Here is a 23536-nt window from a genome sequence, read left to right as displayed (position 1 = left end):
GGCGCCATATTAAATTAAAAAGCAGGGCAGCAGCGGGTCAGAACCAGCCTGGTTGAAAACGCCTCGGTATGCCTGGCTGCGACGACGAAGGGCTCAGGCCTATAATCGGCAAATGTCTTGTTTGAGGTATGCCATGTCTATCGACGATCAACGGTTCGGCGGCATCGCCCGTCTGTACGGCTCCGAGGGGCTGCAGCGGCTAGCGGCTGCGCATGTCGCGGTGGTCGGTATCGGCGGAGTTGGGTCGTGGGCGGCCGAGGCGCTGGCGCGCAGCGGTGTCGGTGAAATCAGTCTGTTCGATCTCGATGATGTCTGCATCACCAACACCAATCGGCAGGTGCATGCGCTCGAAGGCGCGGTGGGCAAGCCGAAGGTAGACGAGATGGCGGCCCGGATCAGGGCAATCAATCCGGAGTGCGTGGTCCATGCCGTGGCCGATTTCGTTACCCGCGAAACCATGGCCGACTACATTACCGAGCAGCTCGATTGCGTCGTCGACTGCATCGACAGCGTACCGGCAAAGGCCGCGCTTATCGCCTGGTGCAAACGTCGCAAGATCCAGATCATCGCCACTGGCGGCGCGGGCGGACAGGTGGACCCCACCCAGATCCAGGTCGCCGATTTGAACAAAACGTTCAACGACCCGCTGGCGGCGAAAGTGCGTTCGCTGCTACGGCGCGACTATAACTTTTCCCGCACGCCGGGGCGGACCTACAGCGTGCCCTGTGTGTTCTCCACCGAACAGCTGCGCTATCCCAAACCGGACGGCGGCGTTTGCCAAAGCAAGAGCTTTGTCGGTGAGGGGGTAAAGCTCGACTGTGCCGGCGGGTTTGGCGCGTCAATGATGGTAACTGCCAGTTTCGGCTTGGTCGCTGCAGCGAAGGCGGTTGACAAGCTCATCGCTGGGGCTCGGCGACCGGCGGAGCGTTCGAAGGGCTGAAACTGCCACTGTGTGGCCTCAGCCTTTCGAGGCGGACTTGGCGGCCGCCGCCATCTCGCGCATTCTGCCGAGAACGGCGTTCATTCCATTGGCCCGGGATGGCGACAGCTGCCGAGAGAGGCCCAATTGGCCGAACCAGTCCGCTACGTCGAGCCGCTGTAGCTCGTCGGCATCCAGGCCATCAACCCGAACCAGCAGAACGGCAAGCAGCCCACGCAACAGGCGCGCCTCGCTGGTACCGCGAAAATACCAGCGGTCGTCTCGCTGTTCGCCGATCAGCCAGAGCTTGCTGTCACAGCCGGCAACCAGGTTGAGTTCGTTTCGCTCGTCATTGATCAAGGGCTCAAGCTGATCACCGCGCTGCATCAACAACCGCGCACGTTGCTCCCAACCTGCTGCCAATTGAAAGGCGTGCAGCGTTTCCTCAGCGGCTTCGGCCAGCTTGGTCATCGCAGCATTTCCAGAGCCTGATCCAGCGCTTCGAAGAATCGCTGCAGATCGACCCCATCGTTATAGAGTCCGAGCGATACGCGAATCGCGCCCTCGACACCCAGAGATTTCATCAGAGGCTGCGCGCAGTGGGTGCCGCTGCGTATGGCAATGCCTTGTTCGGTCAGCAGATGGGCCAGATCACCGTGATGGATGTCATCGACGGTAAAGCTTACGAGCGCAAGCTGCGGATCGCCGAGCAGTCGCAGGCCTTCCCGCTCAGCCAAACCTATGCGCAACGCGCTATGCAGGGCGAGCTCGTGCCGGTCAATAGAATTGGCATCCAGTCTCGACAGGTAGTCCAGTGTGGCGCCCAGGCCGATCACACCTCCGATGGGCGGGGTTCCGGCTTCAAAACCCAGTGGGGCCGCGTGGAAGTCGGCATGCTGAAAATCAGCGACACGGACCATTTCCCCGCCGAACTGCCAATGCTTGAGTTTGAGCAATGACTCGCCCCGGCCGTAGAGCGCGCCAACACCTTCCGGGCCGTACAGCTTGTGGCTGGATAGCACGTAGAAATCACAGTCCAGCGCCTGCAGGTCATGCCGGCCATGAACCACACCCTGAGAGCCGTCGACTACGCTAAGCGCGCCCTGCGCCTTGGCCAGTGGCAACAATTCTGCCAGCGGCTGCCAAGCGCCGAGTACATTGGATAGCTGACTGACGGCAAGCAGGCGGGTGCGCGGGCCGATCAGGCTGGCTGCTGCCTCGAGGTCGATAATGCCGCGCTCGTCGAGCGGCAGTACGACAAGCTTGGCGGCACGTCGCTTGGCCAGCTGCTGCCACGGCAGCAGGTTGGCGTGGTGCTCCAGGGCGCTGACGACGATTTCATCACCCGCTGTGATCAGGTGTTCCAGGCCGTAAGCCAACAGATTCAGCGCTTCGGTGGCACCGCGTGTAAAAATGATTTCGGTCGGACATGCGGCGTTGAGCCAGCGCGCCACCTTGATACGTGAATCCTCGAATGCGCGGGTCGCCCGTTCTCCCGGGTGGTGCTGGGCGCGATGGACGTTGGCGGTGCCGCAGGTGTAATAGCCGGTAAGGGCGTCGATCAGTGCCTGGGGCTTCTGCGAAGTGGCCGCGCTGTCCAGGTAGGTCTGACCCTGGGACTCAAGGATAGCCAGGGCGGGGAAGTCGGCGCGCCAGGGGGATGTCAGCGGCATGGATACTCCTGAAAGCAGGACGGGACGCCTGTTGGAGAAACTGCGTAAACAGGCGGACTAAAGCGTCCGCCTGTTTACATCGGGACGCTGCGCTTAGTTGTGCGCGTGCAACGCCTCGTTCAGCTCGATCGCAGACTTATGCGTCTTGCATTCGACCGCACCGCTCAGCGAATTACGGCGGAACAACAGGTCAGTCTGGCCGGCCAGTTCGCGCGCCTTGACCACCTTGACCAGCTCGCCTTGTTCATCGAGCAGGTTCACTTTGGTGCCCGCTGTGATGTACAGGCCGGATTCCACGGTGTTGCGGTCGCCTAGGGGGATACCGATCCCTGCGTTTGCGCCGATCAGGCAGCCTTCGCCGACCGAAATGACGATGTTGCCGCCACCGGAAAGGGTGCCCATGGTCGAGCAACCGCCGCCCAGGTCCGAGCCCTTGCCGACGAACACGCCAGCCGAGACGCGACCTTCGATCATGCCCGGCCCTTCGGTGCCGGCGTTGAAGTTGATGAAGCCTTCGTGCATCACGGTGGTGCCTTCACCCACATAGGCACCGAGACGAATGCGTGCGCTGTCGGCGATACGGACGCCGGTCGGAACCACGTAGTCGGTCATCTTCGGGAACTTGTCCACCGAACCGACTTCCAGCAGGTAGCCCTTCAGGCGCGCTTCCAGTTGACGTTCGGCCAGTTCGGTTAGGTCGACAGCACCCTGATTGGTCCAGGCGACGTTGGGCAGCAGCGGGAAGATGCCAGTGAGGTTCAAGTCGTGCGGCTTGACCAGCCGATGCGAGATCAGATGCAGCTTGAGGTAGGCTTCCGGGGTAGACGTCAGCGCCGTGTCTTCGGCCAGCAGCGTGACCACCAGCGGGCGCTGGCTCTCGGCGAGGCGGGTAAGCAACGCGTGCTGAATGGGATCAATCGTCTTGATTGCATCGGCCAGTTGCGCCGCCTGAGTGGTATTGATGGCGATCGCTTGATTGCCGCCCTGGTAATTGAGCAGCGGTGCAACCGCGTCGACCAGCTCGCCGGCCGGACGAAGCAGGGGCTGCGCGTAGAAGACTTCGAGCCAATTGCCCTGACGGTTTTGAGTGCCGACGCCAAACGCCAGGCTGAAGAGGGGGTTGCTCATGGTGGAATCCTTTATTAGTCGCGCTCGTCTTGGCGAGCGGTTTCAGTTCTTGGCTGCCAGCTCGGCAGCGTAAATGTCTGGCTTGAAGCCAACGAGCGTCTTGTCGCCCAAATCAAGAATCGGGCGTTTGATCATCGACGGCTGGGCCAGCATCAATTCGATGGCTTTTGCCTGGTCAAGATCGGCTTTTTGCTCATCGTTCAGCTTGCGGAAAGTGGTGCCAGCACGGTTGAGTACGATCTGCCAACCATGTTCATTGCACCAGGCTTCCAGATGGGCGCGGTCGATCCCGGCGCTCTTGTAGTCATGAAACTCATAGCTTAGCCCCTGCTGGTCGAGCCAGGTTCGGGCTTTTTTCATGGTGTCGCACGCCTTGATGCCGTATAGACAGCGTCCTTTGCTTTTATCGGGCATAACAGCTCTGCTTTCTCCGGCCAAACTGGGCCGCGGATTATGCCACGACGAGACGAAGCCTGCCGTCCGCAGCGCGAGACTGGTCCAACTTCGCTGTCGCATGCACTCGCTACGCGAGCAAAAGTGGTTCGACCTTTTCCTCCCTCCACGTTGTCCATTGATCACAATCGTAACGATGAGGTCATGTATGGCACGCAAGCATTTTGAGAACTATGAGGCCATTTCGTCCGCCGTTCCTGCTGACGAAGGGTTCGAAGCGGTGATCGCCGTCAAGCGTCGCGACTCTGACGAAAATGCACAGGTCTTCAAGGTCGCCAATGGCCGCCATTACGACCTTGCATCAGAGGCTGACGTGGCTGCTGAGGCAGCGCTGACCAAGGTCAAGGAGGTCAGCGACGTAGGTGAACTGATCTGGGAAGAAAACGCGATCTGACGGAGGTTGTTATGAGCGAGTCAGAAAAGCCGAACACGGAAGGGCAGGGCAAGCAGGACGAGAACACCAAGGCTGACATTCCCGAGCATATGAAGCCGGAGAATCTGGAGAAACTGCGGGACTACGGCAAGGACAAGATTCCCCCAGGTGTTGCCTGAACCGTCAGGCCGGACGCCATGGCGTCCGGCCTGACATCAAAGTGTCATGACGAATGCGCGGATTCTCTCCGCAGCCTCGACGCAATCCTCCAGCGGCGCTACGAGCGCCATGCGCACTCGGTTAGTGCCTGGGCTGATGCCATCTACCTGACGTGACAGGTAAGAACCTGGGACGACGGTGACATGCTCACGTGCATACAGCTCGCGGGTGAAGAGCTGGTCATCCACCGGCGTCTTCGGCCACAGATAGAAGCCGCCGTCCGGTCGCTGCACGTCCATGACTGGCGAGAGGATGTCCAGCACCGCGTCGAACTTCTCGCGGTACAGCTGCCGATTGGCCTGCACATGCGCTTCATCGTTCCAGGCGGCAATGCTGGCGAGTTGCGTCTGCATCGGCATGGCACAGCCGTGGTAGGTGCGGTACAGCAGAAACCCTTTGAGTATCTCGGCATCGCCGGCGACGAAGCCTGAGCGCAGCCCGGGCAGGTTCGAGCGTTTGGAGAGGCTGTGAAAGACCACGCAACGCTTGAAGTCGTGGCGCCCGAGCGCTGCGCATGCAGTCAACAGCCCAGCGGGCGCTTGGTCCTCGTCAAAATACAGCTCGCTGTAGCATTCGTCGGCTGCGATGACAAAATTGAACTCGTCCGCCAATGCGATCAGCTTCTTCAGCGTTTCAAGCGGGACCAGTGCGCCGGTCGGGTTGCCTGGAGAGCAGAGAAAAAGGATCTGCGTCCGCTGCCAGACCTCTGGCGAAACCGCGTCGAAGTCTGGATTGAAGCCATTATCCGCGGTGCAAGGCAGATAATGCGGCGTGGCGCCGGCCAGAAGTGCCGCACCTTCATAGATCTGATAGAAGGGATTGGGGCTGATAACCAGCGCACCCTGTTCGCGGTTGACTACGGCTTGGGTGAAGGCGAATAGCGCTTCGCGGGTACCATTGACCGGCAATACATGCCGGGCCGGGTCGACAACGCCCGGAGCCACACCAAAGCGTCGTTCGCACCAGCGGGCGATCGATTCGCGCAACGCCGGGATGCCCTGCGTGGTGGGGTACACCGCAAGCTGGTCAAGGTTGTCGGCCAGTGCCTGAGCGACGAAATCCGGCGAACGGTGCTTCGGCTCACCAATCGACAGCGCGATTGGGCGCTTGTCTGCTGGCGGCTGCGCACCGGCCAGCAGGCCGCGCAGTTTTTCAAACGGGTAGGGCTGCAACAGGGTCAAGGCTTCATTCATGGTCAGGTCTTCGAAACGTCGAGAGGCGCCAGGCTGCGCCTCGATTGATTCAGTCTTGGCGGGCGCCGCCGTAGTAGGCGCAGCCGCGTAAGGTCTGGCCGTCCAGGCGCAGCTCGGCAGTCAGATGGCTGACCGCACCGGTTGCGCTGTCCAGGCAGCGTTGCGGGGCCACCCACAGATCGAGGCGTTGATCGTTGGCCTCCGTGCTGAAACTGGTCTGCCCACTCGGCAGTTGCTCTTCCAGGTAGGGCAATGCCAAGGGAGATTGACCGGGACGCTCAAGAAGCAAGCCGCTGCTGGTGACCGTCACGCTCCAGCCGGGTTCGTGACCCGTCGCGCGCAGGAGCAACCGGTTGAATGCATCGTTGTTGCAGCCCGGTCCCTCTGCCTGCAGGCGATACACCTGGGTCAGCTGAAACTGGCCGCTATCGCCATTTTGGTTGATCAGGCTGCCACGGATATCGGCGAACAACGGCTGCTTGCTTCCGGCTAGCAGCGCCTGTGCGTCATCGGGCAAGCCGGTCGCGCCGCTGTCGAGCAATGCGAGATTGCGGCGGCCCTGGCAGCTGCTGAAGTGCAACCCGCCGTCCTGCTGAGTGATGGTGCCTTGCATGCGCTCGGTTGATCTAGCCGGAGGCTGATCGTCCCATTGCAGTGACTGGCAACCGGCAAAAACGGGAAGAAGACTGAGCAGTAAAGCGCGGGGTGTGATCATCAGCGGGCTCGAATTCAGGCGGGCAATGCTGCGCCAGTGGGACTGGCGCAGTTGGATCAGCTACCTTTGACAGCTCGGCCGTCGACGGTGCCTTCTTCGAGCATGATCTGATACTCCTTGCCATCCTTTTCCACCTGATGCAGGCGGACCAGCATGAAGTCCCAGTTCTTGGCGAACCAAAGGATGGTCTGCCGCTTGCTCTGCGTGGGATCGCGCACGCGCTCGACCTTGATTGCGTCGACCTGACCGGCCTTGGTGCTGACTTTTTCCTCGCCTAGAACGCGGAAATCGTAGGTTTCGATCTCATCGCCATCTACAACCTGATAGCTCATGCTCTTCTCGCCTGCTGCAACCGCCTCCTGAAGAGCGATCTGATAGGTGGATTTGTCTAGCAGGCCGCGATTAAGTGGCAGCTTCACCGGGTCACCACGGTCTTCGCCGACCACCTGCTTGGCTTGCCAGTCAAAGTCGTGCTTGATGGATTTACCTTTGCCCAGTCCGCTGCGCTTCAGTCGGTATTTCTGCGGGAGGAAGGTTTCGCCTTCGACTGTGAACACGCTGCGCTCATTGAAGCTGGCAACCAGCATCGAGGCTTCGAAATCCAATTCCCAGGTATTGTCATCGCGTTTCTCCAGGCTGCGCTGGGCTGTGCCACTGACAGGTACCTGTTTCCAATCGGCGGTGTAGCTGGCAGAGAAGGGCTTCAGCTCAAGCGCCTGGACCGGCAGGGCCAGCACGGCGAGAGTGAGCAGCAGGGCGCGACGCATAATGTCTCCTAGATTCTCAATAGATGGCCGGAGGCCGGCAGCAACGTGTCGTCCAGCATCGCGCCTTGATCGGCAAGGCGCAAGCGGCCCTCGGCGAACCAGCGGACAGCGAGCGGATAGATGATGTGCTCGGCTGCATGCACTCGGTCGGTCAGCTTGTCGATGCTTTCGTTGGGTTCGATCCTTAGGCAGGCCTGTATGGCCACAGGTCCGCCGTCTAGCTCTTCGGTCACGAAGTGCACGCTGCAACCGTGTTCCTGATCGCCGGCATCGAGTGCGCGGCGGTGGGTATCCAGTCCCTTATACTTCGGTAGCAGCGAGGGGTGGATGTTGAGCAGGCGACCCTGATAGTGGCGAGCGAAGCCGGCGCTGAGAATGCGCATGAAGCCGGCCAGCACCACCAGCTGCGGCTGGTATGTGTCGATAATTTCAATCAGTGCCGCATCGAATGCTTCGCGATCAGCAAAACCCTTGTGCTGCACAACATGCGTATCGATGCCGGCCGCTTGTGCACGTTGCAGGCCGAAGGCGTCTGCGCGGTTCGAAACCACGGCGCGAATGCGCACGGGACTGTTTTCGTCGAGGCTGTCGATCAGGGCCTGGAGATTGCTTCCAGACCCAGAGATCAGCACAACAACATTGCAGGGCGCGTGCATCAATGGCTTTTCAGGTTGTTCAGGAGAACGCGCTCGGCACCCGCGCTAGCCGAACCGATTTCGCCGATGACCCAAGGGCTTTCGCCGGAGCTGCGCAGATTGGCGAGGACGGTTTCGACCTGATCCCGGGCGACACAGATCACCATGCCGACGCCACAGTTCAATACACGGTGCATTTCGTGTTCATCGACGTTGCCTTGCTGCTGCAGCCAGTCAAATACAGCAGGGCGCTGCCAACTGGCGACATCAACGACCGCCTGGCTACCTTCGGGCAGTACGCGCGGGATGTTGTCCAGCAGCCCACCGCCGGTGATGTGCGCCATCGCTTTCACCGCACCGGTGTCCTTGATCAGCTTGAGCAATGGCTTCACATAGATACGGGTCGGCGCCATCAACAGCTCAGTGAGCGGCTTGCCGCCGAGTTGGGTGCTCTCGATATCGGCGCCAGCCACTTCGATAATTTTGCGGATCAGTGAATACCCGTTGGAATGTGGACCGCTCGAAGGAAGGGCGATCAAGGCATCGCCAGCGGCTACCTTCGAGCCGTCGATGATTTCACTTTTCTCCACCACGCCCACGCAGAACCCGGCCAGGTCGTAATCTTCACCTTCGTACATGCCTGGCATCTCGGCGGTTTCGCCGCCCACCAGCGAACAACCCGCCAGTTCACAGCCAGCGCCAATACCGGTTACCACCGTGGCGGCGATATCGACGTTGAGCTTGCCGGTGGCGTAGTAGTCAAGGAAGAACAGCGGCTCGGCACCGCAAACCACCAGGTCGTTGACGCACATTGCGACCAGATCCTGGCCGATGCTGTCGTGCTGGTTGAGATTCAACGCCAGGCGCAGCTTGGTGCCGACGCCGTCGGTGCCTGAGACCAGCACCGGCTGCTTGTAACCAGCCGGAATCTCGCAGAGCGCGCCAAAGCCGCCCAGGCCACCCATGACCTCAGGACGAGCGGTGCGCTTGGCTACGCCTTTGATGCGTTCGACCAGCGCTTCGCCTGCATCGATGTCGACACCGGCGTCCTTGTAGCTGATGGAGGGTTGCTTGCTCATATGAATCCGGACCTGTGAAGGGGAGTGCGGGCGACCGGGTCAGAATCAGGTTTCTGTCGCGACGCGGCGAGGCGCCGGACCGGTCTGCGGAAAGCGCGCGATTTTATCAGGCTTGCCGCACAGCGACCATCCCGCGAACGGTGATGTCGAACAGGTGTGCTAGGAACGGACCTGAGATTGCGCGGCAAGATGCGTAGCCTGTGACTGCTGCGGTTGCCGCGAGTTAGGGGCCTGTTTAAGGTATAACGCTTGATCACCGTAGCCGAACCCGGTCACCACCCGCGACGGCCGCCCTTATGACTGGCTAGCCAGCGAGTTTCTCAATATGCGCGTAATTCCCCGTCTTCTTGCACTGTGCTGCGCCGTCGTGTCCGCCCATAGCATGGCGGTTCCCCTCAGCGATCTCTACAGAGTGCGTGAGCCGGTTGCCAGCCAACAACCAGCCGAGCGTGAAGAGGCGCTGCGCAAGGCGTTCGACACGCTGGTGCTGCGTCTGACTGGTGACTCCAGCTCTGACCAGAAGGCCGTTGCGCCATTGCGCAACGATCCGCAGCAACTGGTGAGCCGGTACGCCTATGAGGGGGACGCCGTCATTGTGAGCTTCGACCCGGTGACTACCGAGCGGGCGCTGCGATCAGCGGGGATTCCGTTGTGGGGCGCTGAGCGCCCGAGCATCCTGACCTGGTGGCTGGGAGAGTCAGCGAACGGTTCGCAGCTTGTTGGCGATGCGCAAGAGGGTTCCGCGGACTTGCGCGCCGCCGCCCAGCACCGCGGTCTGCCGTTGCGTTTGCCGCTGGCTGACCTGAGTGAGCAGCTCGTAGCCACCCCCGATACGATCACGGCAAGAGACCCGCAGGCGCTTCGCGATGTTTCAGAGCGGTACGATACCGACGGGCTGCTAGCTGTCATGGCGAAACAGTCCGGCGAAACCTGGCAAGCCAACTGGCGCCTTTGGCTTGGCGACAAACAGACTCAAGGCAAGGTGAGTGGCGACACTCGAGCGGCGCTGGCCGATGAGGTCATGCTCGCCGTAAGCACATTCCTCGCGCCGCAATACCGCGTTGAGCCCGGTGACAGCTCGGATATTACGCTCGAAGTGCTTGGGGCTGACGTGGGACGTTTCGCCGAGCTTGATCGCCTGCTCGAACCCTTCGGCGCACGCCTGCAGCGAGTTGATAGCGATCGGCTGGTGTATCGCCTCAATGCCAGTCCCGAGCAACTGCGGGCTCAACTGGCCTTGGCGCGGCTACAGGAAGTCACTCTGGATGAATTTGATCCGCCGTTGGATACCGCTGGCACCGATACAGCCCTCGATCCTGTCGACAGCGGTGAAGTGTCGGCCGGCGGCGCTGAAGCCCCACCCATCGAGGCCCAGATTCCTCCCGAAGCGCCGGGCGTATCGACAAGCGAGCCATCTCAGCCCGCAGATCAAGGCACCTTGCTGCGCTACCGTTGGTAGCGGTCGTCGGCCCATGATCGCGACAGTAAACGCTGTAGGCGCTGTCGCCCATGGCGCTTATGGACCCCATGATTTCGCCTTTCGTCTGCTGTAGCCACTTGGCTTCCGATTACCCCAAGCAAGATATCTAGAACATGACCATCACCCACAACAACCGCTGGCTTTGGCTGGTGGCGCTGTTACTGATTGGCTGGCTGATCTATCAGCTGTCACCGATCCTTTCGCCGTTTCTGGTCGGCATCCTGCTGGCCTATCTGGGTGACCCGCTGGTTGACCGGCTGGAGCGCTGGAAACTGTCCCGGACCTGGGGCGTGATCCTGGTTTTTTCGCTGTTCACATTGCTGTGTCTGTTGTTGTTGCTGGTACTGGTGCCGATGCTTGGCAAGCAGCTGATGCATCTGTACCAACTGGCGCCGCAAGGTCTGGACTGGCTGCAGCTGACGGCGTTGCCCTGGGTGCAGGGGCAGTTTGGCCTCGATGAGGAATTCTGGCGCGTCGATCAGCTCAAGAGTGCGTTTTCCGCCAATCTCGGCAGCACCAAGGACGTGGTAGCAGTCATCCTCAGTCAGGCTACGGCGTCGAGCATTGCTTTGCTGGCGTGGTTGGCGAACCTCCTGCTGGTGCCTGTGGTGTGTTTCTACCTGCTGCGCGATTGGGACCTGATCATGGCCAAGCTGCGCACGCTGCTGCCGCGGCGGCGCGAGGTGGCCGTCATGGCTCTGATGCGCGAGTGCCACGAGGTGATCGGCGCCTTTCTGCGGGGCCAGTTGCTGGTCATGTTGGCGCTGGCGGTGGTCTATTCGGCCGGTCTGATGCTGGTCGGCGTCGAGTTGGGGCTGTTGATCGGCGTCCTGGCTGGCCTCGCCAGCATCGTGCCGTACATGGGGTTCGTGGTGGGTATAGGCGCTGCAGTGATTGCCGTGCTGTTCCAGTTTGGTTTGGAACTCTATCCCCTGCTGGGCGTCGTTGCGGTGTTCACAGCCGGGCAGATGTTGGAAGGCATGCTGTTGACGCCGCTGCTGGTGGGAGACCGTATCGGCCTGCACCCGGTTGCGGTGATCTTCGCGGTGCTGGCGGGAGGGCAATTGTTCGGATTTACCGGTGTGCTCCTGGCATTGCCTGTCGCAGCGGTAATCATGGTGCTGCTGCGTCATGTGCATGATCTCTATAAACTCTCCGACCTTTACGCAGAGCCGCCGGTAGACTCACCCCGCCAACCATGAAACCCATCCAGCTCCCCCTGGGCATTCGTCTTCGTGACGACGCCACTTTTGCCAACTTCTATCCGGGCGCCAACGCGGCCGCGCTTGGCTATGTCGAGCGTGTTTGTTCGCCGGCTGCTGGCTGGTCCGACGAACTGGTCTATCTGTGGGGCGGCACCGGTGTCGGCCGCAGCCATCTGCTTCAGGCGGCCTGCTTGCGCGTTGAACAGCGCGGTGAGCTAGCGGTGTATCTGCCATTGGCGGAGGTGGCGGAATACGGCCCGGCGCTTCTGGATAATCTGGAACGGAGTGAGCTGGTCTGCCTGGATGATCTGGACGCCATAGCGGGTGATCCGGTGTGGGAAGAAGCCTTGTTTCATCTGTTCAATCGGCTTCGCGACAGCGGTCGACGTTTGTTGCTCGCCGCTGACGCCTCTCCGCGAGAAATCGCGGTGCAGCTTCCAGACCTCAAGTCCCGGTTGAGTCTATCGCTGGTGTTTCAACTGCAGGAGCTTTCGGATGAGGACAAGCTGCGTGCCCTTCAGCTCCGAGCGTCGCGCCGCGGTCTGAACCTGCCGGACGATGTCGGCCGCTTTATCCTCACGCGCGGAGCGCGCAGCATGAGCGCCTTGTTCGAGTTGCTCGATCGGCTCGATCAGGCCTCCCTTCAGGCGCAACGCAAACTGACTATTCCGTTTCTTAAGGAAACGCTCGGCTGGTAGGAACGCTGGCAGCAGGCTGTTGAGCTCGGCCTGGCGTTGCAGGTCAGCACGGCCAAGCCGAGCCGAAACGTTGTCATGCGGCTCACCCGGGAGTAGGTTGAACTGCTGGCGTAGGGTGGGCTTCAGCCCACCGACGCTGTTCAACGTACCTGAGAATCTGGCGCCGTGCCTCCTGCTCGTCTCAGCTTTCGCCTGACGCTTTGCGACCGTACTGGTAAGCCCAACGGGTATAGAGCAGAGCGCTTATGAAGAGCGTCAGGCTGATGATTGCTTCCAGCCAGCCGTATACCATCCGGGCCGGGTTGATAGCGGCAAGCACGCCCTGAATGAAGTACAGATTGACAACAAAGCAGGTCCAGGCATGGGCGCGCGGGCTCCCGGAGAGCATGCCCGGAGCCACCAGCAAGAGCGGAATCAGCTGAATGCTGACCACTACCCAGGTGCGCGCGCCGTGCAAGTCGGCAAATGCCAGATTCCAGACAACCAGCAGTACGGCCAGTCCAATAAAACTGGCCAGACTGATCGCGCGGCTGAGTTTTACCCTCGGTGTCAGCCATTCGAGCGATGGCAGCGGTTTGGGCTTTTTAGCCACGGACATTCTCCAGACGCTGGGCGGTTTGCGCGAGGCGTTGGCCCAGTGCGCGGCAAAGACTGATTTCATGCTCGTCCAGCAGGCGCTTTCCGTCGGCTCCGGCATGGTGGCTCGGGCCATACGGCGTGCCGCCGCCTCGGGTCTCGAGCAGCGCATTTTCGCTGTAGGGCAAGCCGAGCACCAGCATGCCATGGTGAAGCAAGGGCAACAGCATCGACAGCAGGGTCGTTTCCTGCCCGCCGTGCAGGCTTGACGTCGAGGTAAACACACCGGCGGGTTTACCTACTAGCTCACCGGTCAGCCACAGCCCACTGGTGCCGTCGAGAAAATACTTCATCGGGGCGGCCATGTTGCCGAAGCGGGTGGGGCTGCCCAGCGCCAGACCGGAGCAATACTTCAGGTCGTCGAGGGTTGCAAAGATGGCGCCGTGGTCAGGAATCGCAGGCGCAACCGCTTCACATTCGGCTGACACGGCCGGTACAGTGCGCAATCTGGCCTCCAGCCCTGCCTGTTCGACGCCGCGGGCAATCTGCCGGGCCATTTCTGCTGTGGCGCCGTGACGGCTGTAATACAGCACCAGAACATACGGCGCACTCATGGCAAGATCTCCAGTACCTTTTCCGGCGGTCGACCAATCACCGCTACATCGCCGACCACCAGGATCGGCCGCTCGATCAGTTTCGGATGCGCGACCATGGCATCGATGATTTGCTCATCGGTGAGTGCTGGGTCAGCGAGGTTCAAGGTTTTGTAGTCCTCCTCGCCGCTGCGCAGTAGCTGGCGTGGGCTGACGCCCAATCGAGCGAGTATCTGCTTGAGCTCATCAGCCGATGGCGGTGTCTCGAGATAGCGAACGACGGAAGGGGAGAGGCCACGTTGTTCGAGCAGTTCCAAGGCGTTGCGTGATTTCGAGCAGCGTGGGTTGTGGTAAAGGATCAATTCGGTCATTGGGTTTGCTTCGCGCCAGATTAGGTGGCCATTCTAACCCTCAAAGCAGTGGTGCTCGAAACGGTGGTCGCGAAGCGCTGTCTGCCAAGGTAGGCTTTTGCTTGCTGCAGGCCTGCTGGCAATCGGGTTTCGACGATCGAGACTGGCACCGAGGGGATTGAATGCAACAACGGATCAAGGATTTTCTGGAGTTCGGTCGTTTTCTGGTGCAGCGCTTCCTCGCGGATCGCGGCCCACACAGCGCTGCCGCATTGACCTATACCACCCTGTTCGCGGTGGTGCCGATGATGACGGTGACCTTCGCCATGCTGTCCGCCATTCCCGCGTTCCAGGGAATCGGTGAGCAGATTCAGGTGTATATTTTTAGTAATTTCATTCCCTCCACCGGCGCGACCATTCAGGACTATCTGGTCGCGTTCACTGATCAGGCGAGGCAGCTGACCTGGTTCGGCGTGGGGTTTCTGATGGCGACGGCACTGATGATGCTGCTGACCATCGAAAAGGCGTTCAACGTGATCTGGCGGGTGCGCCAGCCGCGCCGTGGGATCTCGAGCTTTCTGCTGTACTGGGCGATCCTCAGCCTTGGGCCGTTGCTGCTCGGAGCGGGGTTTGCCATGAGCACGTACATCACTTCGTTGTCGCTGATTTCGGGACCGCATGCACTGATCGGTGCGCGCACGGTTCTGAAGGCGATGCCGCTGGTGCTCAGTGTCGCGGCATTCACACTTATCTATGCAGCCGTGCCAAACACTCGAGTGCCGCTGCGGCATGCAGTGGTAGGTGGAACCTTTACCGCTGTACTGTTCGAAACGGCAAAGCAGCTGTTCGGCTTGTATGTCAGCTATTTCCCCAGCTATCAGTTGATCTACGGGGCTTTTGCCGCGGTGCCGCTGTTTCTGCTATGGGTGTACCTGTCCTGGATGATCGTATTGTTCGGGGCGGAACTGGTCTGTGGATTGTCATCATCGCAGCAATGGCGGCGGCGTTCGGTGCCGCGTCTGCTGGTCATGCTCGGGCTGTTGCGGGTGCTTTACGAAAGCCAACAGACCGGGCGTGAGGTGCGTCTACGCGATGCTCACCGCAGCGGCTGGAAGCTGCCGGAGGACGAATGGGACGAGATTCTGGAATTCTTCGAGCGAGAGCAGCTCGTCTGTCGAACCGGATCGTCCGGCTGGGTGCTCTGTCGCGATCTCAATAGCTACAGCTTCGATCAGCTGTTGCGCTCCAATCCCTGGCCGCTCTCGGGCAAGCAGGCGTTACCGGAGCATCTGGATGAACCCTGGTACCCTACGTTGCGTCAATCCTTGGAGTTGCTTCAGCGAGAGCAGGCCAATCTCTTTGGTGGTAGCGTCGCAGACTGGCTGCAGTCGCAGCGGGTATGAACGAGCCGATACTCAGTAGTGAAGGAAAAATGGAAGATGAACAGAGGACTCAGCGGATTGCTCGGTGCGTTCGCCTGCTTGATGCTGGTGGGTTGTGGTGAGGACTGGGGGGCGGACCAGCACGGCGCAACCGTCACGGCGCAGCAGCTCGACGGGCAGTGGTTGCTGGTCAATTACTGGGCGGAATGGTGCGGCCCTTGCCGTACCGAAATTCCGGAACTGAACGCGCTGGACCGGTCGCGGGACGACATCACTGTGCTGGGGGTCAATTTTGACGGGCTGCAAGGCGACGAGCTTGCCGCTGCGGCCAAGCAGTTGAATATCGAGTTTCGAGTGCTTAGCGTCGATCCGGCGGAACGTTTGGACTTGCCTCGCAGTGCGGTGCTGCCGGTGACCTATATCGTCGATGCTGCCGGAGAGGTCCGTGAGAGTCTGGTTGGTGAACAAACGGCGGAAGGGTTGCTCGCTCGGCTGGATAAGCTAAGGAGCGAAGGCTAGCGGCAATCCTGCCTCTATGCTGCAGGCGTCATGGCTTTACGTACCAGAAATCCTGCCAGAAGCCGATCACCTTTGCCGGATAGTGCTGTTTGCCAAGGCTGCCGTTATAGCGTGCCAACGCCCGGTTGATATCACCGTTTTCCTTCTTCAGGTAATAGCTGAGAATGGTGCAGCCGTAGCGAAGGTTGGTGGCATTGTCGGTCAGATTGTCCTGCGGTCGCCCCAGTTCGGCTTTCCAGAACGGCATCACCTGCATCATCCCTTGCGCGCCGACACTGGAGATGGCAAAGCGGTCAAAGTGACTTTCAGCATGGATGAGTGCCAACACAATGTCTGGTTTGAGCCCCGCTTTGCTGGCCTCCTGATGGACCAATCGCAGCAATGTCAGCCGTTCCTGCGGGTCGGGAACGTAGCGTTTGAGACGGGTCGACATGTCGAGCAGCCAGACTTCCGCCTCAAAACGATCCTGAAAGCTCTCGGCATCGGCTACGGTGCGTTGCATCAGCTCGCGAAGCTCTGGCTCCGGTGCCTGGCGAAAAACCGCAGAGACTGGCCAGGCGGTGAGCAGCGCTAACAGCCACAGGAGTGGGAGCGGCTTCATGGCGCGGTCTAGTCGCCTTCGCCTGTATCGTGCGCCTGGCGTCCGGCATCCTGCATCAGGCTGCGCAGAAATTCCTGCTGCAAATCCGGGTCGTTGCGAGTCAGCTCGATCAAGCTCTGTTCAAGCTCGCTGGCCTCCTCCTCGAGGCCAAGCTCTGAAAGCCGCTTGACGCGATGCACCCATTGATTGACTTCGTCACCTTCGAGGTCATCGAAGATAAGGTCGTGCGCTTCCAGAAGCTTGCCACGCAGGGCTCGGCTGACAAAGAGCGTGGCGTCTGCTCGGGTGCCGTCCTGCGGGTCTTCGACCTGCAGCTGGAGTTTGCCTACCTGGCTGATGTCCTGATCGGCGAAGGGGCCATCGAGCAGATTCAGGCGCAGCACGCCGTTGCGGTCGGTGCTCAGTTCGTGCGTCTCGTTAGCTGTGACAATCTGCACCGGACGCTCAGCCCAAGGCAGGCTGGAGTACTCGAGCCGAGCGTCGCGTCGCTGCTCATCGATGCTGGCAAGATTCTGCTGCGAGCGACCATTGGACTCGGCATTGACGAACGGATTGAGGCCGGCAAAACCATAGCTGATCCAATCGCGGGTGGCGCTTTCCGGAAGATTGCCGAGCAATACGACGTTGAGCACATTCGCGCCAATGCCTGCTACCACCGCCGCAGCGCCCAGTGGGATCTCGTATAGCTCGCGCCAGGGTTGATAGGGTGTATAGCGGTCATAGCGCCGCGTTACCTCGAAGTCGGTGACCTCGAAGGTCTTCTGGTCGAGTATACGGATGCGCCGCTGGGGCAGCTCGAGCAAGGGTGCGCCCACTTCTATGCGCAGACTGTGATTGAGCAGTTTGCGTTCGGTGCGGGCTTCTTGTTCGCTGCGTTGAGGCAGCTGATTGGCGCAGCCACTCATAAAAAGCGCCATGCAAAGCATGGCGCAAGTTGAAGCACTTCGGTTGAGCATGATTTCCGTCAGCAGCTGGCGCGGGAATTAATGAATTCGAGAATGTTGGCAGCAGGAATGGCCTGGCTCTCGGCATCACGTCGATGCTTGTATTCCAGCGTGCCATCGGCAAGCCCACGCTCGCCGACAACGATGCGATGCGGTATCCCCACCAACTCCATATCGGCAAATTTGACGCCTGGACTGGTCTTTTTGTCACGGTCGTCGAGCAGAACGTCGTAGCCAGCAGCGGTCAGTTCCGCATAGAGCTTATCGGTGGCCTCGCGGACGGCCTGGTTTTCATATTTCATCGGGACCAGGGCAATTTGGAACGGAGCGAGCGCGTCCGGCCAGAGAATGCCGCGGTCATCGTAGTTCTGCTCGATGGCGGCCGCGACGACACGAGACACGCCGATGCCATAGCAGCCCATGGTCAGGATGACAGGCTTACCGTTTTCACCCATGACACTGCAATTCATCGCCTCGCTGTATTTGGTGCCCAGCTGGAAAATGTGCCCAACTTCGATGCCACGCTTGATGATCAGCGTGCCGACACCGTCAGGGCTTGGATCACCCGCGACCACGTTGCGCAAATCGGATACTTCCGGAAGCGGCAAATCGCGCTCCCAGTTGATACCGAAATAGTGCTTGTCGTCCTGGTTGGCCCCGGCAGCGAAATCACTCATCAAGGCTACCGAGCGATCGATTACAACGGCGATAGGCAAATTCAACGGGCCCAGTGAGCCGGGGCCTGCACCGATGGCTGAACGTATTTCTTCATCGGTGGCGAATATCAGCGGGCTCTCGACCTGAGCCAGATTGGCCGCTTTGATCTCGTTAAGCTCGTGATCACCGCGGACGACCAGTGCGACCAGTTGACCTTTTTCTGTGCCGCGCACGACCAGCGTCTTGATCGTTTTCTCGATGGGTAGCTGGAACTGCTCGACCAGTGCGGCAATCGTCTTGCAGTTCGGCGTGTCGATCAGTCGCAGTTCTTCGCTGGGAGCGCCGCGCTCAGTTTCACGCGGAATGGCCTCTGCTTTCTCGATGTTCGCTGCGTAGTCGGAACTGTCACTGAACGCGATATCGTCTTCACCGGATTCTGCAAGTACATGGAACTCGTGCGAGCCGGTGCCGCCGATGGATCCGGTGTCCGCCTGAACCGGACGGAAGTTCAGCCCCAGGCGGGTAAAGATGTTGCAGTACGCCTGGTGCATGCGGTCGTAGGTTTGCTGCAACGACTCCTGATCCACATGAAACGAATACGCGTCCTTCATCGTGAATTCGCGCCCGCGCATCAATCCGAAGCGTGGACGGATCTCATCACGGAATTTTGTCTGGATCTGGTAGAAGTTGATCGGCAACTGCTTGTAACTGTTGAGCTCGTTGCGCGCCAGGTCGGTAATGACTTCTTCATGAGTTGGGCCAACGCAAAACTCGCGATTATGGCGGTCTTTCAGACGCAGCAGTTCAGGACCGTACTGCTCCCAACGCCCGGACTCTTGCCACAGCTCGGCAGGTTGGATGGCGGGCATCAGTACTTCCAGCGCGCCGGCCTTGTTCATCTCGTCGCGAACGATGGCTTCGGCCTTGCGCAATGCACGCAACCCCATCGGCATCCAGGTATAGAGCCCCGAGGCCAGCTTACGAATCATGCCGGCACGCAGCATCAGCTGATGGCTGATGACAACCGCGTCGGAAGGGGTTTCTTTAAGGGTCGAGAGCAGGAACTGACTGGTGCGCATGTGGGCCGTTGTGTCCTTGCAGAGCGGAGAATTTGGCTCGGCATTGTACGGCGGCGATACTCTGGCGTACAGAATCGTTCCGATGGCGTGTGTCTGCAAGAAAGAAGAAGCCCGGCGAATGCCGGGCTTCTTGTTTAGCTCGAGTTACAGCTGATGGGCCTGTATTACAGGATGCTCAGCGGATACTCGACGATCAGACGCAGGTCGGTCAGGTCTGTGCCGTTAACAGGTGCGTAGTCGCTGTCGGACCAGTACTTCGCATGGCGCAGGCGAAGCGACAAATCCTTGGCCGCGCCTTCTTGGACGACATACTTGGCCTCAACGTCCCACTCACGCTCTTCACCGGTACCTGTCGGCGTGCTGATGTCATAGCCGCTTACATAGCGGGTCATGAAGCTCAGACCTGGAACGCCGTAGCTAGCCATGTTGATGTCATAACGCGCCTGCCAGGATTTTTCGTCTTCGCCGTTGAAGTCAGAGTACTGGACCGAGTTCGCCAGCCAGACGGTGCCGCCGCCGTCGTCACTATAGATATAGCCTTGACCGTCTACACCGCCATGCGATTGCTGGTAGGCGACAGTAAACTTGTGCGCATCGAACGCATACGTACCGGCAAGGCTCCAGATGGTGTTGTCTTCGTCATCGGCAGTGTTGACGTACTCCGACTCATATTCGCTTTGATAAATGTTGAAATCGAAGGCCAGCGACTGCTCGCCGCCCAGATCCATATTGTAATTGACGTTGCCGTAGTACTTTTCGAAGGCGTCTTTCAGGTCGGAGTAGTACAACGAAGTACTGAGATTGTCACTGAAAGCGTAGGTGCCACCGACGAAGATGATCTCATCTAGTCCCAGGGCGTCATGGCTGGATTCGCGTTGAGCACTCAGAGCAGTGAAGCGACCGGCATTCAGCTCCAGTCCGTCAATTTCACTGCTGGTAATCAAGCCGCCTTCGGCTGTTTCAGGAAGCAGGCGGCTGTCGTCTGTCGAGAAAACAGGCAGAGCAACAAACTGGGTACCGTACTTGAGCACCGTATTGGAAACGCGGAACTTGATTGCGGCACCGGCTTGCGAGTAATCATCGGCGACATGGTCATCGCCTTGTACTGCCGGGAATATGCCGTTGCCCTGGCGACCACGACCTGTGTCAAGCTTTACTCCCAGGAGGCCGATCGCATCGACACCGACGCCGATGGTGCCTTGAGTGAAGCCGGATTCGAAGGTGCCGATGAAGCCATGGCCCCATTCTTCGCGGTAGCTCTGCGCAGCATCATCACGGAAGTCACGGTTCATATACAGGTTACGGTTAAAGATGGTCAGGCTGCTGCCTTCCACAAAGCCTTCCGACTCCGACTGGCTGGACGCCAGCGCCATTTGCGATGTCCCGGCCGCAACGGCCATGGCGATAACGCTCCACTTCATCAATTTCATGATTGCTCCTTTGGTTTCAAATTGGTGCTTGCTTTCCTGCGTTCGCCGGAAAGAGGCATCTTTATTTTCGGTTCTCAAGCTCAATTCAATCCATGTCTGCCTAGCTGGTCGTAAACCTGCAGCAAGCCTTGGAATGTATTTCCGAGAATTACTGTGTAGCTGGGTAAACTAGCGCGAGCAAGCTTAACTCAGCTATTTCCGATTTTCTTCCCTTGTTCGTGCAGCTTTTTTGTTCATAGCAATAACCGTGCACAAAATCCAAACAACGAATTTCCGCGACGATTCGGGTCGATGGCTGGTGAAGCTCGCGCTAAAGCGGGACTGAATGCGAACGCGCTTGCGCTGCATTGGTGCGCGCCAGCGTTGGTGATCCCATCGAGCGCTGGAGTATCCTGCGGCAATCGATCAGGCACAGCTTGCTGCCGCCAATATCAATAAAGAACTGGAGACCGTTATGTTCGTTCTCGATGCGCGCCTGGAGCGGGATACGCTGGCGCTGGGTGATTTTCCGCTGTGCCGGTTGCTATTGATGAACGACGCCAGTTATCCATGGTTCATCCTGGTGCCCCGTCGAGAGGAGGTCAGTGAGCTGTTCCAGCTGGATCCGGCTGATCAGCAACTGTTATGGCGAGAGGCGACAATGCTTGCCGAGATACTCAAGGACACCTTCGGCGCGGACAAGATGAACCTGGCAACACTGGGAAATGTCGTGAGCCAGTTGCACGTGCATGTGGTCGCTCGGCGGCGGGACGATGTTGCCTGGCCGGCCCCTGTCTGGGGTTTTCAGCCGGCCAGGCCTTATAACGAAGCGCAGCTGGCTGGCGTCAGACAGAAACTGAAACTTGTCCTTGCCGACGGCTTTCAGTTCGAGGAGGGCAAATAATGGAGCTGGAGCAACGCATCACCGACTTAGAGGCGCGTCTGGCTTTTCAGGATGACACTATCCAGACGCTGAGCGATGTGCTGGTCGCACAGCAGCGAACAGTCGACCGGCTGCAGGCGCAGCTCGGTTTGCTTGCCAGGCGACAGGAAGATCTGCAAAGCAGAATGGAGGGGGAGGGAGATGAAGCGCCGCCGCCCCATTATTGACAGGGTGGCGGCGTAGTAACGGCAGAGTGCGCTGGCGCCTTGCGTCAGCAGTCAGCGGTTGGGCTAGTCGGCGACCACGTCTTCGGCCTGGAGGCCCTTGTCGCGCATCATGACGGTAAATTCGACGCGTTGGCCCTCGATAAGCACCCTGTGCCCTTCGCCTCGAATAGCCCGAAAGTGGACAAAGACATCGTCGCCACTGTCACGGGAAATGAAACCGAAACCCTTTGAAGTATTGAACCACTTGACGGTGCCTTTTTCGCGCCCGGCGGCCGGAGCGGCGGCGTGACTGGGCTGCACTTTGCGGGATTTGCCAGCGCTGCGGTTCGGTGTGCCTGTGTTTCTGCTTTTCGTTTGGCTTGTTGCCAATTGCAGCAGTACGGCAATGAAAGCGAGCATGAGGCTGGCTAGGGTTGCCGGCTGGCCTGCGACGCTGGCGACCGGGATCAATACGACAACAGTCTGGACGGCGGCTGCAGCGACTAGCAGTGCGGATGCGCCGAACAATAGTGGACGGGTATGACCGTTGGTGTTCAGTTGGGCGGAGGCAGCGAACTGCACGTTCAGCAGGCCCAGAAGCAGCAGGCACAACGCTGCAGGCTGGACCAGTACTGGCATGGCGCCGGTCAGGCTGGGTACGAACGATAATATCAAGGCGGCTACGCCCGTTAATACATGAAGGATCTTAAGCATTCTTATGGCTCACAGTTAACTAGCACGACAGAAAGCGGCAGGCTTTAGGGCAAATGGAGACGCTGAGCGTAAGTGAGGCGATCGCTCATATTTAATGGTGCCCTGCCTGCGGCGCGCGCGAATTTAACAGTAAAGGATGGCGTCGCTCAATTCGGTGTGCTTGAGGTTCGCGATTGAGTGGGGCGTGGGGCGGGTGAGGTCGAGTCTTCCAGGTTCGTTTTGTCCTGGAACGGTTCCGGTGGGATAACCGCTCGTGCGGCTATCCCGTTTGCAAGCGAATACGCTGGCGGATGGTCAGGCAGCCAACAGGCTGCGCAGCATCCAGGCGGTTTTCTCGTGGATCTGCATGCGTTGGGTCAGCAGGTCAGCGGTGGGCTCGTCGCTGACTTTTTCCAGCAGCGGGAAAATGCCACGTGCAGTACGGACTACCGCTTCCTGGCCCTCAACTAGCAGTTTGATCATCTCCTCGGCAGAGGGGATGCCCTCTTGCTCCTTGATTGACGACAGCTTCGAATAGGCGGCGTAAGTGCCTGGAGCCGGAAAGCCCAGTGCGCGGATACGCTCAGCAATGTCATCCACCGCCAGTGCAAGTTCGGTGTACTGGGTCTCGAACATCGTGTGCAGCGTGTTGAACATCGGGCCCGTCACGTTCCAGTGGAAGTTGTGGGTCTTCAGATACAAGGTGTAGGTGTCGGCCAGCAGGCGGGACAAACCGTCCGCAATAGCGGCGCGATCCTGTTCGGCAATACCAATGTCGATTTCCATGGTTTTCTCCCGTTTGGTGAATTCGCTGACATTCTATGCCAGAAAATGAGTGTCTTCGGTAAGTGCTGCGCTGGCAGCTGAGATTCATGGCTTGGAAGGCGTAATGATGGTTTCGGTTCAAAAATCGATGCTTATCGGATCGATTGTTCGGCCCTAACGGCAGCCGGCTGCGTTGAAAGGATTATGCGGATATAATCCCGCGCTTGTGTCGGGCGGCTCGTTTTGCCGTGCGAGGAAGCGCTGCGGTGCTGGTGCGTGATCCTTCCATTGCCGACGATCGATATCCCGGGCGGGACGCCATCAGGTGGCCGTCTGCACAGT

The 23536-nt window shown here is 59.6% G+C and carries 28 protein-coding genes; 10 read left to right on the top strand and 18 right to left on the bottom strand.

Going from position 1 to position 23536, the window contains the following annotated elements; all coding sequences use genetic code 11:
* Positions 1–133 precede the first annotated feature (133 nt).
* Entirely contained in the window at positions 134–940 is an 807-nt protein-coding gene (gene tcdA, locus BUE09_RS09400; protein ID WP_073300741.1) for a tRNA cyclic N6-threonylcarbamoyladenosine(37) synthase TcdA, read from the top strand.
* Positions 941–958: 18 nt separating this feature from the next.
* Here tcdA and BUE09_RS09395 read toward each other — a convergent pair whose 3' ends face one another.
* The 4 genes from BUE09_RS09395 to BUE09_RS09380 all read right to left on the bottom strand — a co-directional run bounded on the left by BUE09_RS09395 (position 959) and on the right by BUE09_RS09380 (position 4134).
* On the bottom strand, positions 959–1390 hold the full coding sequence (locus BUE09_RS09395; protein ID WP_073300740.1) for a SufE family protein: 432 nt from the start codon (positions 1388–1390) through the stop codon (positions 959–961).
* On the bottom strand, positions 1387–2592 hold the full coding sequence (locus tag BUE09_RS09390; protein WP_073300739.1) for an aminotransferase class V-fold PLP-dependent enzyme: 1206 nt from the start codon (positions 2590–2592) through the stop codon (positions 1387–1389). The genes BUE09_RS09395 and BUE09_RS09390 overlap by 4 nt, the downstream gene beginning before the upstream one ends.
* Positions 2593–2685: 93 nt before the next feature.
* The gene (gene dapD / locus BUE09_RS09385; RefSeq protein ID WP_073300738.1) at positions 2686–3720 is read right to left on the bottom strand and encodes a 2,3,4,5-tetrahydropyridine-2,6-dicarboxylate N-succinyltransferase; all 1035 of its coding nucleotides are present in this window, start codon (positions 3718–3720) and stop codon (positions 2686–2688) included.
* Between the two features lie 42 nt (positions 3721–3762).
* Complete coding sequence (locus BUE09_RS09380) at positions 3763–4134, bottom strand: ArsC family reductase (RefSeq protein ID WP_073300737.1); 372 nt, start codon at positions 4132–4134, stop codon at positions 3763–3765.
* Between the two features lie 187 nt (positions 4135–4321).
* On the opposite strand from BUE09_RS09380, the gene BUE09_RS09375 reads away from it, so the two are divergent.
* Both BUE09_RS09375 and BUE09_RS20365 read left to right on the top strand, forming a co-directional pair.
* Complete coding sequence (locus BUE09_RS09375; RefSeq protein WP_073300736.1) at positions 4322–4567, top strand: hypothetical protein; 246 nt, start codon at positions 4322–4324, stop codon at positions 4565–4567.
* A gap of 11 nt (positions 4568–4578) precedes the next feature.
* Positions 4579–4725, top strand: a complete 147-nt coding sequence (locus BUE09_RS20365; protein WP_167369778.1) for a hypothetical protein — start codon at positions 4579–4581, stop codon at positions 4723–4725.
* Between the two features lie 36 nt (positions 4726–4761).
* On the opposite strand, the gene dapC is transcribed toward BUE09_RS20365, so the two are convergent.
* Genes dapC through purM form a run of 5 tightly spaced genes read right to left on the bottom strand, consistent with a single transcriptional unit; the run spans position 4762 to position 9154 of the window.
* Positions 4762–5958, bottom strand: coding sequence for a succinyldiaminopimelate transaminase (gene dapC / locus BUE09_RS09370; protein WP_073300735.1), 1197 nt, complete (start codon positions 5956–5958; stop codon positions 4762–4764).
* Positions 5959–6007: 49 nt separating this feature from the next.
* Positions 6008–6673, bottom strand: coding sequence for a COG3650 family protein (locus tag BUE09_RS09365; protein WP_073300734.1), 666 nt, complete (start codon positions 6671–6673; stop codon positions 6008–6010).
* A 56-nt stretch (positions 6674–6729) separates the two neighbouring features.
* Positions 6730–7440 (bottom strand): DUF3108 domain-containing protein, encoded by a 711-nt coding sequence (locus tag BUE09_RS09360; RefSeq protein WP_073300733.1) that lies wholly within the window; start codon positions 7438–7440, stop codon positions 6730–6732.
* An 8-nt stretch (positions 7441–7448) separates the two neighbouring features.
* Entirely contained in the window at positions 7449–8096 is a 648-nt protein-coding gene (purN, locus tag BUE09_RS09355) for a phosphoribosylglycinamide formyltransferase (protein WP_073300732.1), read from the bottom strand.
* Complete coding sequence (gene purM / locus BUE09_RS09350) at positions 8096–9154, bottom strand: phosphoribosylformylglycinamidine cyclo-ligase (protein WP_073300731.1); 1059 nt, start codon at positions 9152–9154, stop codon at positions 8096–8098. Before purM ends, purN begins: the two co-directional genes overlap by 1 nt.
* A gap of 325 nt (positions 9155–9479) precedes the next feature.
* Between purM and BUE09_RS09345 the strand changes: the two genes are divergently transcribed.
* The 3 genes from BUE09_RS09345 to hda all read left to right on the top strand — a co-directional run bounded on the left by BUE09_RS09345 (position 9480) and on the right by hda (position 12537).
* Complete coding sequence (locus BUE09_RS09345; protein ID WP_073300730.1) at positions 9480–10613, top strand: DUF2066 domain-containing protein; 1134 nt, start codon at positions 9480–9482, stop codon at positions 10611–10613.
* A 134-nt stretch (positions 10614–10747) separates the two neighbouring features.
* A complete protein-coding gene (locus tag BUE09_RS09340) occupies positions 10748–11836 on the top strand; it encodes an AI-2E family transporter (RefSeq protein ID WP_073300729.1) in 1089 nt (362 codons plus the stop codon).
* The gene (gene hda, locus BUE09_RS09335) at positions 11833–12537 is read left to right on the top strand and encodes a DnaA regulatory inactivator Hda (RefSeq protein ID WP_073300728.1); all 705 of its coding nucleotides are present in this window, start codon (positions 11833–11835) and stop codon (positions 12535–12537) included. The genes BUE09_RS09340 and hda overlap by 4 nt, the downstream gene beginning before the upstream one ends.
* Positions 12538–12718: 181 nt before the next feature.
* On the opposite strand, the gene BUE09_RS09330 is transcribed toward hda, so the two are convergent.
* From BUE09_RS09330 to arsC, 3 genes are read right to left on the bottom strand one after another with little or no spacing between them, the layout of a single operon-like run.
* A complete protein-coding gene (locus BUE09_RS09330; protein ID WP_073300727.1) occupies positions 12719–13129 on the bottom strand; it encodes a DUF2069 domain-containing protein in 411 nt (136 codons plus the stop codon).
* Positions 13122–13727: an NAD(P)H:quinone oxidoreductase gene (gene wrbA / locus BUE09_RS09325; RefSeq protein ID WP_073300726.1), complete on the bottom strand. Its 606-nt coding sequence runs from the start codon at positions 13725–13727 to the stop codon at positions 13122–13124. The genes BUE09_RS09330 and wrbA overlap by 8 nt, the downstream gene beginning before the upstream one ends.
* Positions 13724–14077, bottom strand: a complete 354-nt coding sequence (arsC, locus tag BUE09_RS09320; protein ID WP_073300725.1) for an arsenate reductase (glutaredoxin) — start codon at positions 14075–14077, stop codon at positions 13724–13726. The genes wrbA and arsC overlap by 4 nt, the downstream gene beginning before the upstream one ends.
* Before the next feature lie 161 nt (positions 14078–14238).
* Here arsC and BUE09_RS09315 point away from each other — a divergent pair, with 161 nt between their 5' ends.
* Positions 14239–15459 (top strand): virulence factor BrkB family protein, encoded by a 1221-nt coding sequence (locus BUE09_RS09315; RefSeq protein WP_073300724.1) that lies wholly within the window; start codon positions 14239–14241, stop codon positions 15457–15459.
* 36 nt (positions 15460–15495) lie between these two features.
* Positions 15496–15957, top strand: a complete 462-nt coding sequence (locus tag BUE09_RS09310; protein ID WP_073300723.1) for a TlpA family protein disulfide reductase — start codon at positions 15496–15498, stop codon at positions 15955–15957.
* Positions 15958–15985: 28 nt separating this feature from the next.
* Here BUE09_RS09310 and BUE09_RS09305 read toward each other — a convergent pair whose 3' ends face one another.
* The 4 genes from BUE09_RS09305 to BUE09_RS09290 form a co-directional block, all read right to left on the bottom strand.
* Positions 15986–16558 carry a lytic transglycosylase domain-containing protein gene (locus tag BUE09_RS09305; protein WP_073300722.1) on the bottom strand — a complete coding sequence of 191 codons (573 nt, stop codon included), beginning with the start codon at positions 16556–16558 and terminating at the stop codon, positions 15986–15988.
* 8 nt (positions 16559–16566) lie between these two features.
* Positions 16567–17514, bottom strand: a complete 948-nt coding sequence (locus BUE09_RS09300) for a hypothetical protein (RefSeq protein ID WP_073300721.1) — start codon at positions 17512–17514, stop codon at positions 16567–16569.
* An 8-nt stretch (positions 17515–17522) separates the two neighbouring features.
* Positions 17523–19238, bottom strand: coding sequence for a proline--tRNA ligase (locus tag BUE09_RS09295; protein ID WP_073300720.1), 1716 nt, complete (start codon positions 19236–19238; stop codon positions 17523–17525).
* 164 nt (positions 19239–19402) lie between these two features.
* Positions 19403–20668 (bottom strand): OprD family porin, encoded by a 1266-nt coding sequence (locus tag BUE09_RS09290; protein ID WP_073300719.1) that lies wholly within the window; start codon positions 20666–20668, stop codon positions 19403–19405.
* A gap of 454 nt (positions 20669–21122) precedes the next feature.
* Here BUE09_RS09290 and BUE09_RS09285 point away from each other — a divergent pair, with 454 nt between their 5' ends.
* Together BUE09_RS09285 and BUE09_RS09280 are read left to right on the top strand one after the other, a co-directional pair.
* Positions 21123–21551 (top strand): HIT family protein, encoded by a 429-nt coding sequence (locus BUE09_RS09285; RefSeq protein ID WP_073300718.1) that lies wholly within the window; start codon positions 21123–21125, stop codon positions 21549–21551.
* Positions 21551–21757, top strand: a complete 207-nt coding sequence (locus tag BUE09_RS09280; protein WP_019342525.1) for a SlyX family protein — start codon at positions 21551–21553, stop codon at positions 21755–21757. Before BUE09_RS09285 ends, BUE09_RS09280 begins: the two co-directional genes overlap by 1 nt.
* Before the next feature lie 63 nt (positions 21758–21820).
* Here the strand turns inward: BUE09_RS09280 and BUE09_RS20755 are convergent, their stop codons facing one another.
* Complete coding sequence (locus tag BUE09_RS20755) at positions 21821–22450, bottom strand: cold-shock protein (RefSeq protein ID WP_073300717.1); 630 nt, start codon at positions 22448–22450, stop codon at positions 21821–21823.
* A 294-nt stretch (positions 22451–22744) separates the two neighbouring features.
* Positions 22745–23215, bottom strand: coding sequence for a Dps family protein (locus tag BUE09_RS09270; protein ID WP_073300716.1), 471 nt, complete (start codon positions 23213–23215; stop codon positions 22745–22747).
* Positions 23216–23536 lie beyond the last annotated feature (321 nt).

This window comes from Stutzerimonas xanthomarina DSM 18231 (genome assembly GCF_900129835.1).
Lineage (GTDB): Bacteria > Pseudomonadota > Gammaproteobacteria > Pseudomonadales > Pseudomonadaceae > Stutzerimonas > Stutzerimonas xanthomarina.
The sequence above is the reverse complement of the archived record's forward strand: the minus strand, read 5'-3'. Positions and strand labels throughout refer to the sequence as shown.

Excerpts from the sequence above, each read along its gene's own strand:
- BUE09_RS09280 (WP_019342525.1), top strand. The coding sequence starts at position 21,551 with ATGGAGCTGGAGCAACGCATCACCGACTTAGAGGCGCGTCTGGCTTTT.
- BUE09_RS09310 (WP_073300723.1), top strand. The coding sequence starts at position 15,496 with ATGAACAGAGGACTCAGCGGATTGCTCGGTGCGTTCGCCTGCTTGATG.
- BUE09_RS09395 (WP_073300740.1), bottom strand. The coding sequence starts at position 1,390 with ATGACCAAGCTGGCCGAAGCCGCTGAGGAAACGCTGCACGCCTTTCAA.
- BUE09_RS09270 (WP_073300716.1), bottom strand. The coding sequence starts at position 23,215 with ATGGAAATCGACATTGGTATTGCCGAACAGGATCGCGCCGCTATTGCG.
- dapD (WP_073300738.1), bottom strand. The coding sequence starts at position 3,720 with ATGAGCAACCCCCTCTTCAGCCTGGCGTTTGGCGTCGGCACTCAAAAC.
- purN (WP_073300732.1), bottom strand. The coding sequence starts at position 8,096 with ATGCACGCGCCCTGCAATGTTGTTGTGCTGATCTCTGGGTCTGGAAGC.
- BUE09_RS09340 (WP_073300729.1), top strand. The coding sequence starts at position 10,748 with ATGACCATCACCCACAACAACCGCTGGCTTTGGCTGGTGGCGCTGTTA.
- BUE09_RS09365 (WP_073300734.1), bottom strand. The coding sequence starts at position 6,673 with ATGATCACACCCCGCGCTTTACTGCTCAGTCTTCTTCCCGTTTTTGCC.
- BUE09_RS09290 (WP_073300719.1), bottom strand. The coding sequence starts at position 20,668 with ATGAAATTGATGAAGTGGAGCGTTATCGCCATGGCCGTTGCGGCCGGG.
- BUE09_RS09360 (WP_073300733.1), bottom strand. The coding sequence starts at position 7,440 with ATGCGTCGCGCCCTGCTGCTCACTCTCGCCGTGCTGGCCCTGCCGGTC.
- BUE09_RS09390 (WP_073300739.1), bottom strand. The coding sequence starts at position 2,592 with ATGCCGCTGACATCCCCCTGGCGCGCCGACTTCCCCGCCCTGGCTATC.
- dapC (WP_073300735.1), bottom strand. The coding sequence starts at position 5,958 with ATGAATGAAGCCTTGACCCTGTTGCAGCCCTACCCGTTTGAAAAACTG.
- wrbA (WP_073300726.1), bottom strand. The coding sequence starts at position 13,727 with ATGAGTGCGCCGTATGTTCTGGTGCTGTATTACAGCCGTCACGGCGCC.
- BUE09_RS09375 (WP_073300736.1), top strand. The coding sequence starts at position 4,322 with ATGGCACGCAAGCATTTTGAGAACTATGAGGCCATTTCGTCCGCCGTT.
- BUE09_RS09285 (WP_073300718.1), top strand. The coding sequence starts at position 21,123 with ATGTTCGTTCTCGATGCGCGCCTGGAGCGGGATACGCTGGCGCTGGGT.
- BUE09_RS20755 (WP_073300717.1), bottom strand. The coding sequence starts at position 22,450 with ATGCTTAAGATCCTTCATGTATTAACGGGCGTAGCCGCCTTGATATTA.
- BUE09_RS09315 (WP_073300724.1), top strand. The coding sequence starts at position 14,239 with ATGCAACAACGGATCAAGGATTTTCTGGAGTTCGGTCGTTTTCTGGTG.
- arsC (WP_073300725.1), bottom strand. The coding sequence starts at position 14,077 with ATGACCGAATTGATCCTTTACCACAACCCACGCTGCTCGAAATCACGC.
- BUE09_RS20365 (WP_167369778.1), top strand. The coding sequence starts at position 4,579 with ATGAGCGAGTCAGAAAAGCCGAACACGGAAGGGCAGGGCAAGCAGGAC.
- purM (WP_073300731.1), bottom strand. The coding sequence starts at position 9,154 with ATGAGCAAGCAACCCTCCATCAGCTACAAGGACGCCGGTGTCGACATC.
- hda (WP_073300728.1), top strand. The coding sequence starts at position 11,833 with ATGAAACCCATCCAGCTCCCCCTGGGCATTCGTCTTCGTGACGACGCC.
- BUE09_RS09300 (WP_073300721.1), bottom strand. The coding sequence starts at position 17,514 with ATGCTCAACCGAAGTGCTTCAACTTGCGCCATGCTTTGCATGGCGCTT.
- BUE09_RS09305 (WP_073300722.1), bottom strand. The coding sequence starts at position 16,558 with ATGAAGCCGCTCCCACTCCTGTGGCTGTTAGCGCTGCTCACCGCCTGG.
- BUE09_RS09295 (WP_073300720.1), bottom strand. The coding sequence starts at position 19,238 with ATGCGCACCAGTCAGTTCCTGCTCTCGACCCTTAAAGAAACCCCTTCC.
- tcdA (WP_073300741.1), top strand. The coding sequence starts at position 134 with ATGTCTATCGACGATCAACGGTTCGGCGGCATCGCCCGTCTGTACGGC.
- BUE09_RS09380 (WP_073300737.1), bottom strand. The coding sequence starts at position 4,134 with ATGCCCGATAAAAGCAAAGGACGCTGTCTATACGGCATCAAGGCGTGC.
- BUE09_RS09345 (WP_073300730.1), top strand. The coding sequence starts at position 9,480 with ATGCGCGTAATTCCCCGTCTTCTTGCACTGTGCTGCGCCGTCGTGTCC.